Below are 12,836 nucleotides of genomic sequence, written 5' to 3'. Positions count from 1 at the left end.
CTGACTTTGTAATCGCTGTTCAGTTTGTTACATTGCGTTTAAGTAGCATAGGATAGTAGGGTCTACCGATATCAGCTAATGAATACATCAATAATAACACATTGAAAACAATAAAACCATTTATTAGATTTGTTGGCGGCAAAAGTTGGTATTTGAAGCAACAAATTAAGCTTTTCCCTGAAAAAATAAATAATTATCACGAACCATTCCTTGGCTCCGGATCTATATTTTTTTATCTAAAAGCTAGCAAACTCATTACAAAGACCGCCTATCTAAGTGATATAAATTCGGAATTGATTACCACCTTTCAGGAGGTAAAAGCGAATACGAATCAACTAGTAACTAAGCTTTCTAAGCTAGAAAATGACAGAGAAACCTTCTATAAAGTAAGAGATCAGAGATTTACAGCTAACTTGGACAAAGCAACCCGATTTCTGTATTTAAATAGAACCAGCTTCGGCGGGATCTACCGAGTTAACAAAAATGGAGATTTTAATGTCCCATATGGAAATAGACAGTATAAAACGTTTATTGACGTAGAGAATGTTTTCAATTGTGCGAGTATCTTAAAAGATGAGACAAAGCTTGACTCCCACTGCTTTACAGACAAGGGGTATAATATTAGCGAGAATGACTTTTTCTGTCTAGATCCACCATATTTGGGTGAGAACATACCATTCAACAGATACAACAGTAAAAAGTTCGGAGCCACCGAAGTCGCATTTTTATTGAATTTAATAAACGAAATAAATAAAAAAAACGCTAAATATTTACTTTTTGTAGGTGATAATAAAGAGTTAATTTCTGAATTGCATGATTATGGGTATCATCAAACTTTAAGCAAAACTAATAATTTATCCTTTACTGGACCATCTAGAAATCTTTCGGAAACGATAATCAAGAATTATTAATGATTAGATTAGGAATTATTAGTGACATTCATTGCCACGAAAAGTCAGAAAAACCACAGGGTGGATATTACTTTCCGTTAATGCCAGATAATCCAGTTAGCCAAAATCCTTTCGCGGCTTTGAGACAATTGATTAGATCTGACGACATAAAGGTTGATTTTCTACTTTGCCCTGGCGACTATGCACACATAGTTGATGAAAAAGGCTTAAAGAGTTCATGGGAACAACTTAAACTTATGTCACATGAATTGAAAGCCAAATTGCTCATTGGTACAATAGGAAATCACGATGTTGCATCGAGAGCAAAGGGGGATTCGTTTAGTTATATAAAAATATTTGATTCGAACTTTCCGGTCTACGTCGATGATAAATCACCTGAATATTTGAAATCACTTTTGAATGAAGGTTATTATTATGTTGACCATGAAGGGGATGACATCTTTTTCATGGTCTTAAACTCTTGCTTCGATCATTGGGATGAAGTACAAGCAAGCAGAGGGAAGATACTGAAAGAAGAATCTGAAAAAATCGAAAAAATAATCGAGAATTCTTTGCGAAGCAAAAAAATTTTGATGGTTCATCACCATCCTATTATACACGAAACCGGGATTAGCGATACTAGTGATGTTATAGAAGGAAGCGAAGAACTCATGAAAAATATTGTTAAGGCAAAAGTGGACTTAGTTATTCACGGACATAAACATGATTTTAGATTTACACAGGAAAGAATTTATCCAAAAAATTTGAACATTTTGGCGTCAGGAAGTTTTTCGTGCTATAAATCTAGCTTAAAAACCTACGTTCAAAATGCGTTTCATGTCGTTGAATTTCATTCTTCAAATAATCTTGACCACTGTATTAATCCGGGTATAATTAAGACATATCTGTATGATCCAGCACATGGTTGGGAACTTGATCCCAGCAAAGAAGAGGGATTCGGGTGTGTTCTCACAGAACCACAGTTAATCGAAATTGTAAAGCCAGAATTAGCATCTAATTCCCTTCCATACATTCTTTGGGAGGAGTTAATTTCACGCAATACGGTGTTGAAATACATATCACGAAAAACTCGAAATAGCATCTTGAACGAGCTTTTGAAAGAAAAAGATATTCAGAGCCTGTCATTAGATAGATTTGGAAATGTTCACAGTCATATTATAATAAGATGATAGAACGCGAATTAAACGCAAGGGCATTAGAATATTCCGAGGTAGGGGAAAAGTTCGTAGTACATCCTACTTTTGAAAGATTGACAAGCCTGAATAACTGCCTCGTGATAGGTCCGCGTGGAAGTGGTAAGACAACCATGCTACGAATGCTAACACCAGAGGCCCTCCATCATTGGAATCCACTTGACTCCAAGGAACTACAATTGAAAAAGGCGATTTCCTTTGCAGGAATATATATTCCTATGTCGCGAATATTTCAAGATGACTTGGAACAAAGGTTTAAAGAGTCTAGTCTTGATATAGCGAAAAAGGAAAATGTGATGTTTCAGATATATTATCTCAACATCGTAGAATCTATTCTCGAGTTAGTATACTTTTTAATGAAAAATAATGGGTTGGACAGAGAACAAGAAATGGCAGCAGTAGGTATATTAAACGTTACGTTAGGGACAAATTTCTTATATTGTTACACTATAAATAGCTTGATTAGGGAAGTATCACGCTTAAAACTTGCTACAAGACAGAAACTGAATGAAAAGAGTATTGTTACTTCCACTGATTTTAAGAAATCGTTGATTTCAAATATTGAACCAATCCTAAAAGCTGTCAATGAAATATTTGATTTCAAACCGAGTCAGAAATATGCGCTATGTTTTGACGAGCTTGATGTTTATGCTTCTGAATTTACCGCGGAAATGATAAAAAATCTTCGTGGAGTATCTCCAAATATCATGCTTAAACTTTCCCTTGCACCAATTCACTCTGTTAATATTTCGGAATTTCTGGATCCGCCACAGCAAATCCACGACTATGAGAAAATACATTTATGGCCAAATCCTGGCAATTCTGATGTTAGTGGCTCAAAAGAAGAGAAAAAATATCAGAAATTTTCTCAAAAATTGGCGGTTCAGACTTTATCCGAAATCGTTAAAAGTAAAGTTAATTTAGACCTAGTTCTGGGTAGTCATTCATTTAAGGATGTATTTAAGTTTATCAAAACATCAGAAACGGAAAACAATATATTTAGAAATGAAAACTTTGACATTAAGTCTGACCCTGAAATTGAGCGATTTATATTTCTTAAATTGGCCGATTTGGATCCGAAATTTAAGTCATTTCTAAATGAAAACAAGGTATATCAGTTAGGTTCAAAGTCAATCAATCGTGGAACCTCCTCCCAATTTGTTCGGAAGCTAAAGGAAATTATTTTTAATCGAGTTATCAATATAAAGACGGACGGTAAGAAAAATACATTCAATACTAGAAAAATCCCTGTTCAATACCATGGTAAAGAGATGATTCTCAATGCTATGGATGGTAATCCAAGGTACTTGAAAAAATTGATGGAGTACTTAGCGGAGTACATAAGTCCAGATTTTCCCAATGAGAGGATTCCGATCGTAAATCAGGCTTTGGCCTTAAAGAAGGTGAACGACTTGTTTTTTCAAAGGGTCGAAGCGATACCCCAAGAGGATGATAAAGTTAGTGTTATTAAGTTGATCAAAAAAATTGGGGACTATTTCTCTTACAGAATGAATCTGAGTCGTAGCTGGAATACAACCTCTTTTCCCAGTTATGTCAAAATTCCGGAAATTGACAAAGTAAATGTTTACGAAAATGCATTTAAAAAGGCAATTAACAATGGAGCACTTTTAATTGTCGGTGAAACGGACTTAACTAAACTAAATAGTGTGGCACTTAAGGAAGTGCGATTAAACTATCTTTTACATATTCATTTTAAGATTCCAATTAGGAAATATTATCAGGTTTCATTTGAAAAAGTTATTAGAGACGACACAACACCATCACTTTTCGAACATGATCAAAATTAACCAGGTGAATTTTGAGGAATTAAGTAGTCTTCCTGAAATAGATATTTTTATTACAGCGTTAGGTTATGAGTCAAGGGCAAGCCATTTGGCAGCGTTGTTGGTGGCTACGAAAGCTCGAAAGAAGTATTGTGTTCAACTTGTAAAGAATTGTAATTCGTTCGAAAAGGAATCTTTCCTTGGGATGAACTTTCAAATTATAATGCGCGAAGACTTCGAGGTGAATTCCATTTTTGACTTTCCCGTTCGAAACGTTGTTATTGACTATTCAGTGATGATGAAGTCGCTTTATGCGGAACTGATAAAGTTCTTGGTTGCATCAAATAATTTTAACGAAACTAACTTTTACTTTTCTTACACTCAGAGTGAATATGAAGTTGTTGAAAGGCAAGAGACTCAAATTCAAAGCATTCAGCCTATCCTTACAACAAAAGACAAACTTATGACGATCCCTAAGGACGGTTATAAATTGGTAATTAGTTTAGGGCATGAAAGACTTTCCGCAATTGGGGTTATAGAGAACTTAGAGATTGACTACGAAGATGTTTATGTTCTTATCAACAAAGAGAGTTCTGATGCACCGTACTACATGGAATGCATGAGAAGTAATAAAGATTTTCTTTCTATGTTGAAACGAGATCAAATTATAGAATTAGATTTTTTCAATTTCAATCAGACTATCTCGATTTTAGATTCAATATACTATAAATTGAGTTTAAACGGAGCGCAAGTAATTTTAGCTCCAATGAGTGTTAAGACATTCAATCTACTATCAATGATACACTCACTAAGGTATAACAATGTTTTTTTTTACAACGTGACCTCCTTGTCGACTGGTTCAGTTGGTACAAAGCGTGCTGACAAATCGGTTGCCCCAATTGTGTATCTCGTAAATAATGGTGATGATGTTTCTGAAATCTTTTAGTCCTATCATAATTAGATGGCCGGACTGTTTGCGATAGTCCTTTTTTTGTTAAGGCTCAGAAAGATACCTGACAGTGACCCAAATGCATGCACTTGCATAAGCCAGGGTAATTTTTTCTTGCGTGAAACGAACATTGCTTTCAGACAAATATTGTTTTTCACCTCAGCGCAATCGCCTATTCTAATTCAAAGCGAAAAGTGACGGGGTTCACCCCTTGGCTGCAAATCCATGAGGCGGTTTAAGAGCGGCGGCAGCCGCGGTAAATAGCCGATGGATTTGAAGTCGTCACTTTTTGCTTTGTACCTTTCGTTGCGCTGTCGTGCAAGCGTAATTCTTCAATAAGTCAAAACCCCATCGAAAACCCTTTCTGCTTCTTCCGTTTCGTTTTCATCAAGTGATGCGGCATATACTCGCCATCCTTGCCAGGAGACAACAAAGAATCAAGAGACTTATCGTTCTCCAACGAATCAACATTTCCTGCATGATACACATTACCTGCACTAGCAACCTGCCCGACATCCATTCCAATCATTTGAGACTTTTGCTGATGAAGAGAAAAAGGATCCTCTATGCATCGCTCGGCAATTCCCTTGGCGCTATACTTCTTACCCAATGCACTTCCGTTGAAGACGGATCTCGTACGATGATCACAGTATGTGATTCCGTACAGCAGGCCTTCTTCATTTTTTCGGATTACCGTATCGATCCCGTCTTTTTGAAGAATATTGATCAGCCTGGGCAATGACACGTTTTGTTTGCCATACAAAGTAAAATCTATACTATTCCTAATCCGTAACGAATCCTTCATTCGGTTTGGATTCATCTCATTGTACAGAAAACGCACTTTCAGATTTCTATGTGTTGGTTTGAAATGAAAGTCGCTTGCTTTGATGGGCACCCCAACCCGGTTGCCATCTTTGTCCAGCACACGGTATAAGATGCCATTGTTCTTTCTAATCCTCGAACCCTCTGAGCCAATGTCCGCTGCAACATTATATTGGTTGAGTACTGCATTCAATTCTCCCATCGTGGTGAATTTGTAATCGTTCAGAACCTTTTCGAGCACATTGGCAATGGCCTTCTTGGTTTCTGACTTTCCATACGCCGCTTTAATGCCAACCGGCTTCAAATTAAACTCCTGCGCTTTTCGATCTTGTGCCTTCACCAATCCAAAATCTATCTCAATCTCCTTCCTGGTTTTCTCGGATTCATTTTTGCCCAGGTTGTGCAACGAGATCCGGCTTCCGTCAGCTTTGATGTTGGTCGTCACAATATGCACATGTGGGTGACCGGCATCCCGGTGCTCGTATACGAGGGCGGGTTGTTTCTCAAATCCGATACCTTTTAAATAGGCTTTCGAAATCTCCGCAAGCTGTTCTTTGCTCAGCTTTTCCGATGGATCAAAGTTCAGGGACACGTGAACCGTATTGACCTTTGTCCTTTTGTTCAAAGCCAGTTGCCGCTGGATCCGGTTAAGCTTCTGATCAAAGCTCAGGGCATCCGCATCCTTTGGATAGTTAATTGCCGCAATGCATTCCGCATGCCCCTGTTCCAGCTTGTTTTCATTGTATTGCAGCACAGCCCGAAGCCGGCTGCTGGTGTGGATCACTGCAACCATCGATCTGCCAGTTTATCGGTTTGCGATTTGATCTTATCCAGGATTGAAAACAGTACAGCCTTTTCAATCTCGTAGCTGGCAATCCAGTTTCTAAATTCTGAAATTTGGTTGACAGCATTGAGGCGTTTGGTTGCCTGGTTGAAGTTGTTGCCAAGCCGGTTTAGCTCTTCCCGCAGCTCTGACAATTCATCAATCATCTGATCTTGCGAACCGTTCCGTTCGATCACAGTTACCGGTCGGTCAAAGATCAAGAGCCGTAAGAATTCACTTAATTTACGACAAGTAGTGCGGCCGCGTTTGGCTTCCAGATTGGCGTATTCTTTTGGTGTCAAACGGGAAATTACATGCTTTGTCTTGTTCGATTTTTCTTCTTTCATCACGATCCTATCTACACTTTCAAACATTAAAAACTCCTTCAAAAACCTGGACCGACTTTGGAGGGGAAGGCCAGATCGGGTGCGCAGCAACCGGCGATTGTATTACAATCGTACATCTGGCCAGACGCGCAAAGCAGGCGGCTCATTTGGATTTCAAAGCTTCCGAATCCCTGTGCTGGGCAGATTTGTGAATCTAGTTTATTGAAATGGGATTTACCTATCCTGTGTAAATTTGCCTTAGGATCGGAAAGCCTGCTGACACCGGGAAGGCTGTTTGAAAAAAGTCGAGTTTGTTCGAAAAAAGTTGAAAAAGATCGAACAATGATGTTAGCTATCAACTTCCCAAATCTCTTTTCAAGGCTTCAGGAAACAAAACCTCTACGTCGCGCCCAAGCTCCCAAATCTTTGATTTGAGTTCGCGATTGGTATATACTACCAACTGGAAATCTATAAACTCTGTCGTTTCCATCAATTCTTTTTGGGTGCTGTGCCAACGTTTTGTTCTGACGTAAAAAGCTCTAGGCTTTTTTATCCTAATCTGAATATTCGTAAGTTCTCCTTCTAAACTGACGCCGATTAAATTCGTGAAGTAGCTTTCCGGATCTGGGAATTTGTCTAATGACAGTTTCTTGTCAGATAACTTGATACTATCAATCCGGTCAAGAGCAAAATTCTGGTAGGTTAATCTATCTCCATCAAAGGCAATCAAAAACCATCTTTGATTATATTCTTTCAAAAACACGGGAAAGATTGTTCTCTTCTGCTGTTCTCGAGCAAATGGTGTATATAAGAGTTCGATGGTTTTTTCTTTGACAATGTAGTCGTATAGCTCTGAAATCTTGTTTTGTCCTGAATATTCTGTTTTTTCAAATTGCAATCGGGCATCTCCTTTTGCGTCCGTTGTACGTACCCTTTGCTCCAAAGCTAGGAAAACCTTATCCAGTTCGAGGAAGGCAGCTTTTGGTGCCTTTTGATATAGCTGATTCAGGTACGCAAGCATTTCTGAAATATCACCAGATTTAACGCCTTCCAAAGAATGAATGAGCGAAAACGGTAATTTGTAAAAGAACTTCTGATGTTTGTTTCCCTTCGGTATCACAGCTCCCAAATCCCTTAAAAATTGAATATCCGCCCGAATGGTACGTTCATTGATCGCAGGATCTATTTCTTTGCAAGCCTCCGCAAGCTCTTCCGCAGAAAAGGATTGTAACGTCCGCAGGTTTTGATGAATAAAGAAAATGCGACGGAGACGTTTATCGGAGCTCGATGAAGAGGTTCTTGGCATGTAAAAAAGTTTTATTAATGTTTATCAAATACAATATAAATGTATTTGACATTTTTACCACGTTTAATGCTCAACTACTTTTGTCATGGTCCAAACAAAAATCCACTCCATATGACAGCGACTACTTCCTCTACCATCTTTCATTTTCTTTCTTTCGAAGCAACTCGTGAGCAAGCAAAAGCGCTCTATCGACTGGAGGGCTTCCTCGACCCTGAATGTGGAGAGGATGTATTTGTTCTGCGCGGTGCCGCAGGTACAGGAAAAACGTCATTGGTAAAAGCTGTGGTTGACTTTCTGGAAGGGCAGCAAATTGGCTGTTATTTAACTGCACCGACTGGGCGTGCTGCGAAAGTATTGGGCTTCAAAACGCACAGCCTTGCACATACCGTTCATCACACCATTTACAAGGTAATTCCTACTGATGACGAGCGAATCGTTATGGAACGAAAAGTCAATACGCAGGATGCTTATAGTGTTTTTGTAATTGACGAGGCGTCAATGATCAGTGACAATAACAGAGCCGACGGTAACTTTCAGACACCGGGATCTTTGTTGTTCGATCTACTGGTTTATGTGAAGCAGGGGAATCCTGCCAACAAAATCATTTTCATCGGCGACCGTTATCAGCTCGCTCCAATAAACGAAGCCGAATCGGTGGCATTAAGCCTGAACCACTTCATGAAGAAATACAATCTTACTGGTCAACAGGCAGAACTCACAGAAGTGAAACGTCAGGAAGGTCGCTCACCTGTGCTCGCTCTTGCTCACGACATTCGTCGTAAAAGTGATGCGGGAAATGCCTTGGGGAAATTGAATGTAAACAGGCTTTATAATTTTACCGCCGGCGTGACCAGGTATGTGAACCTGTATGACTCCAATGGCCCCGACAACGTGGTGATGATTGGCTCTGCCAATAAGAATGTAAACACATTTAACAAACTGGTAAGAGATCGGCTAGGACTTTCCGGAACACTGGCGATCGGTGACCAGGTGATAGTGAATGAAAACTGGATAGATAGCCAAAACCTAATTGTTAAAGGTGAAACCGGCTTGGTTCGTGAAATTGAAGGTTGTGTCGAGAAAAGAGCTAATCTGGAATTTATCACGGCCAAAATAGAATTCCAAGATCCAGATCACCAACCTCTGGTTATCACTACTAAGGTATTGCTGGATACTCTTAAAAGTGAGAAAGGCGAGATACCGGGTGAAATGCTCCGAAACCTGAAAGCGGACCGAATGGCAAAAAATTTCGATTATCGTGCCAATCAACACCCGGCTAATGATCCTTACATGGGGGCCATGCGTCTACGCTATGGTCACGGCCTTACGGGTTACAAAGCCCAGGGCGGTGAATGGAACCACGTATTGCTGCATCCCTGGTTTCATGAGAACGATTACCGGTATGCATATACAGCAATAACGCGCGCCCGTGAGAGTGTGACCAGCTGGGAACAAAGCGGTTGGTGGCAAAAGTGAAATTGTTATATTTGACAGAAATCATCAGTATAATGCAATCTGGTATCTCTAAAAATACTGTTGATCCCAATATAACATTTAAGGCCATAAATACAGGCTCTGGGATTAACATAAGCGATATTTGTCTAATGCTATGATTCCCGCAGGACACGTCGATGAGTACTAATAGTAGTTGGAGGGTTTTAAATTGATTCTCCCTGAGATTAAAGTTACCGTCAAGGGCCAACGGGTCCAGCTACACTTTATCTAAAAATACTATTTAAAAAAGGAATTATAGTTAAAATTATATTACTAATTTAAGTCTACGTTTTTCGAAATCCCATGCAAACCCACCTCAAAGGCTTCGGTCTTCAAAATTTTCGCGTGTTTAAGAATTATACCTGGTTCGATTTTGCACCTATTACAATTTTAACCGGGCCAAACAGTTCGGGAAAAAGCTCCTTAAATAAGGCCCTGTTGTTAATGAAGGATAATTTGAATAAAGAATCAGAATTGTTAGAGAAATACATTACTTATCCCATTACACATAAATTTTGGTTCGACTATAATGGTGGAGATCATAATCTAAGTAGTGCTAACAATAGTATATCCCAAGATTCCGACGATCCTTATATTTCGTACTGTATACCACTTAGAAATGTCTTTGACAGAAATCACTTATTGGTGAAATTTCATCAAATTGTAAAAGAAAAGTTCGTTGCAAAATATAAGGAGAATGACGAGATTGCAAGACTTCTAGCAATGTCTAATTTTCTAGAAATATTACATCTAAATGGGCAAGTCATCCTAGGCGTAAACACAAATCACAGTTCTTCAATTTATTGTGATTTACCTCTTTTACTTGATATATGTAAGAATATTAAGATAGAGTTAAAAAGCATTGTTGCGGACAATATTCATTATTATGATTATTCATTTTCTGATATAACCAAAATACTGGACGATTTCACTAATACTTTCTGTAATATAAGATGGACTACCAAAAACGTTAATTTTAATGATTTATATAATAACAGTGGACCATTTATTCAAGAGGATATAGTCTATGATAATTTAACAGAGGAAGTTATACACTATGATAAAAACATAGATCAATCAATGTTTGTATCGCTTGTTGATGGAGACTTTCATAAAAAAATAGGATTTTTACTCTGTCAAAATGATGAAAGGTTTCAATACTACAAAGATATAGATTCTCAATTTTCAAACATAACAAGTTCCGCTATCGAATCTTTTTGCAATTTTTTAAAAATAGTATTTGGTTCCAATGATAGCAAGTCAATCGTTAATCTCCATCTTCCGAATTTCCGTAGCATACACTACCTTCCATCAATAAAGGGCGCTAATGAGCGCTCATACAGATCAAAAGATAATCATATACTTAATAGCTTGTTTCGCCAATATCTGGAAAGATATCAGGTATCTGAGATTGTCGAGGAAGATGATCTTCAAAGAAAGTTTTACTATAAATGGTTCGGTAAGTTTGGGATTTCATTGGCCATGAATAGAAATGATCAATTGGATGCAAATTCTTATTTAGTCAATGGAATGTCTCATGTAGATGTTGGATATGGAATTACTCAGATTATTGCAATAATAATAAGAATTCTTTCTATTGCTGAAAGTGGGTATTTGCATTTTTTTAACCCGGGCCATGTCCTCATTTTAGAGGAGCCAGAGGCAAACCTTCATCCAAAATATCAAAGCCTGCTTGCGGACATGTTTTTTGAAGCAGCGGAAACGTTCAATATTCAATTTGTAATTGAAACTCATAGCGAATACTTAATCCGCAAAGTACAATATCTCACTGCAAAAAGGCAGATTAACACCGAAGACACGGTTATTTACTATTTCCATGATCCCAACGGCATTCCAAAAGACGAAAAGCAGGTAAAGAAAATCCAAATTCTAGAAGATGGCAGCCTGTCCGACGATTTTGGTCCGGGTTTCTTTGACGAAGCTGCCAACTGGGAATTAGAATTGATACGTTTGAAAAATAGTAAATACCGTAATAATTAAGATATGGCTTCTGTGAGATTTGAAGTTTATTTTGACGAAAAATTTATCGATGCAATTGACGATCAAATAGATACTCAGGATGAAAACCTTGCTGATTTTTTAGCTTTTTGTAAAAAGTTTCAAGGCGGTGAGGTAGATATCTACACAGATATGTCAGTGGACAAAATATCCTCTAAAAGAAACGAGTCATTTTTTTTTAGATCTATTAACGCCAATGGTGGGCCAATATTTCAATCCCTACCAGAACTCAACATGCTTTTAGCACTGGAATCATTTTATTCGAGTACTACAGGATATAAGCTTTTTTTTGTAGAACGTGAGGATATTGATGTGCTGAAAGATGATTTTGGATACCTATATTTTAATATCCAGAAAATAGTGACCGATTGGAAAGATTTTTCAAGAGCCCGTATCCAAGAAATCGGCACCTTTCCTATAACGACCAATACTGACTGCGAGCCTCGCCTTGATAACTGGAGCTATTTGCGGCATTTTCAGCACCCACTGAATTCAATACTAATATGTGATCGATATATTCTACAGGATAAACACACATTTAGACACAATCTATTCCAAATTTTTGAACAGCTGATATGCAAAAATATTAGGGAACTTCAATTCGAGATTTTCATTATATCTGAATTGAAAGGAACTGCAAAAGTAGGAGATAAATGGCAAAATATTGATAATGATATTGTTGAATATGGAAGAATTATTCAAGAAAAGTTACAAAGAAGATTTGGAGTGGACAGAATACAAATCACGTTAATAAAACTTGTAAGTGATAGAGAAAATCGGGATCTTTTTTATAAGGAACATGGACGTAGCTTTATTACAAATTACTGGTACCTAAACCCTCACAACTCCTTCAATTTTTTCAAATATGATGCTGTAAAAAAATCTGTCGTGCTATCAGTTCAGGATAATATGGATATACGATTTACTTTTCATAAAGAAGTTCGAAATATACTAAAGGCTAGATTAATGAATTTCCAAGACATAACACAAAGTATCAATGACATTCCAACTCAAAAACGGCTGTACGGCTTTCCTGAAATAATTAAAAAGTCGCGTCTATTGCCGATGCGATGATTTGATGTTGTAGGCTTCCCATTTTTAGAGCGGCGACGATTTAGATTTTATTGTTGATTGTAATAGTTAACTCTTCTTTTTTCACGGCATTTTCTTTCAGCAGTCTGCACTTTTGATTTGGGGTCAGTCCCTTCA

Annotated in this window: 10 protein-coding genes; 7 read left to right on the top strand and 3 right to left on the bottom strand. The window is 37.8% G+C overall.

Annotated features, from left to right (window positions below):
- Positions 1-101 precede the first annotated feature (101 nt).
- Genes L0660_RS25840 through L0660_RS25825 form a run of 4 tightly spaced genes read left to right on the top strand, consistent with a single transcriptional unit; the run spans position 102 to position 4,834 of the window.
- Complete coding sequence (locus L0660_RS25840; protein WP_235161999.1) at positions 102-911, top strand: Dam family site-specific DNA-(adenine-N6)-methyltransferase; 810 nt, start codon at positions 102-104, stop codon at positions 909-911.
- A complete protein-coding gene (locus L0660_RS25835) occupies positions 911-2,080 on the top strand; it encodes a metallophosphoesterase (protein ID WP_235161998.1) in 1,170 nt (389 codons plus the stop codon). Before L0660_RS25840 ends, L0660_RS25835 begins: the two co-directional genes overlap by 1 nt.
- Complete coding sequence (locus tag L0660_RS25830) at positions 2,077-3,912, top strand: hypothetical protein (RefSeq protein ID WP_235162018.1); 1,836 nt, start codon at positions 2,077-2,079, stop codon at positions 3,910-3,912. The genes L0660_RS25835 and L0660_RS25830 overlap by 4 nt, the downstream gene beginning before the upstream one ends.
- A complete protein-coding gene (locus L0660_RS25825) occupies positions 3,899-4,834 on the top strand; it encodes a hypothetical protein (RefSeq protein WP_235161997.1) in 936 nt (311 codons plus the stop codon). Before L0660_RS25830 ends, L0660_RS25825 begins: the two co-directional genes overlap by 14 nt.
- A 343-nt stretch (positions 4,835-5,177) precedes the next feature.
- On the opposite strand, the gene L0660_RS25820 is transcribed toward L0660_RS25825, so the two are convergent.
- The 3 genes from L0660_RS25820 to L0660_RS25810 form a co-directional block, all read right to left on the bottom strand.
- On the bottom strand, positions 5,178-6,452 hold the full coding sequence (locus tag L0660_RS25820; protein WP_235161996.1) for a relaxase/mobilization nuclease domain-containing protein: 1,275 nt from the start codon (positions 6,450-6,452) through the stop codon (positions 5,178-5,180).
- Complete coding sequence (locus L0660_RS25815; protein ID WP_235161995.1) at positions 6,440-6,856, bottom strand: plasmid mobilization protein; 417 nt, start codon at positions 6,854-6,856, stop codon at positions 6,440-6,442. Before L0660_RS25815 ends, L0660_RS25820 begins: the two co-directional genes overlap by 13 nt.
- A 307-nt stretch (positions 6,857-7,163) precedes the next feature.
- Entirely contained in the window at positions 7,164-8,114 is a 951-nt protein-coding gene (locus L0660_RS25810) for a YafY family protein (RefSeq protein ID WP_235161994.1), read from the bottom strand.
- A 39-nt stretch (positions 8,115-8,153) separates the two neighbouring features.
- Between L0660_RS25810 and L0660_RS25805 the strand changes: the two genes are divergently transcribed.
- The 3 genes from L0660_RS25805 (at position 8,154) to L0660_RS25795 (ending at position 12,701) form a co-directional block, all read left to right on the top strand.
- Positions 8,154-9,590, top strand: coding sequence for an ATP-dependent RecD-like DNA helicase (locus L0660_RS25805; RefSeq protein ID WP_235161993.1), 1,437 nt, complete (start codon positions 8,154-8,156; stop codon positions 9,588-9,590).
- A 321-nt stretch (positions 9,591-9,911) separates the two neighbouring features.
- A complete protein-coding gene (locus L0660_RS25800; RefSeq protein WP_235161992.1) occupies positions 9,912-11,609 on the top strand; it encodes an AAA family ATPase in 1,698 nt (565 codons plus the stop codon).
- 3 nt (positions 11,610-11,612) lie between these two features.
- Positions 11,613-12,701: a hypothetical protein gene (locus tag L0660_RS25795; protein WP_235161991.1), complete on the top strand. Its 1,089-nt coding sequence runs from the start codon at positions 11,613-11,615 to the stop codon at positions 12,699-12,701.
- Positions 12,702-12,836 lie beyond the last annotated feature (135 nt).

The organism is Dyadobacter sp. CY351 (genome assembly GCF_021502625.1).
Taxonomy (GTDB): domain Bacteria; phylum Bacteroidota; class Bacteroidia; order Cytophagales; family Spirosomataceae; genus Dyadobacter; species Dyadobacter chenhuakuii.
The sequence above is the reverse complement of the archived record's forward strand: the minus strand, read 5'-3'. Positions and strand labels throughout refer to the sequence as shown.

Coding starts and splice junctions, on each gene's coding strand:
- L0660_RS25835 (WP_235161998.1), top strand. CDS start 911: ATGATTAGATTAGGAATTATTAGTGACATTCATTGCCACGAAAAGTCA.
- L0660_RS25830 (WP_235162018.1), top strand. CDS start 2,077: ATGATAGAACGCGAATTAAACGCAAGGGCATTAGAATATTCCGAGGTA.
- L0660_RS25825 (WP_235161997.1), top strand. CDS start 3,899: ATGATCAAAATTAACCAGGTGAATTTTGAGGAATTAAGTAGTCTTCCT.
- L0660_RS25820 (WP_235161996.1), bottom strand. CDS start 6,452: ATGGTTGCAGTGATCCACACCAGCAGCCGGCTTCGGGCTGTGCTGCAA.
- L0660_RS25815 (WP_235161995.1), bottom strand. CDS start 6,856: ATGTTTGAAAGTGTAGATAGGATCGTGATGAAAGAAGAAAAATCGAAC.
- L0660_RS25810 (WP_235161994.1), bottom strand. CDS start 8,114: ATGCCAAGAACCTCTTCATCGAGCTCCGATAAACGTCTCCGTCGCATT.
- L0660_RS25805 (WP_235161993.1), top strand. CDS start 8,154: ATGTATTTGACATTTTTACCACGTTTAATGCTCAACTACTTTTGTCAT.
- L0660_RS25800 (WP_235161992.1), top strand. CDS start 9,912: ATGCAAACCCACCTCAAAGGCTTCGGTCTTCAAAATTTTCGCGTGTTT.
- L0660_RS25795 (WP_235161991.1), top strand. CDS start 11,613: ATGGCTTCTGTGAGATTTGAAGTTTATTTTGACGAAAAATTTATCGAT.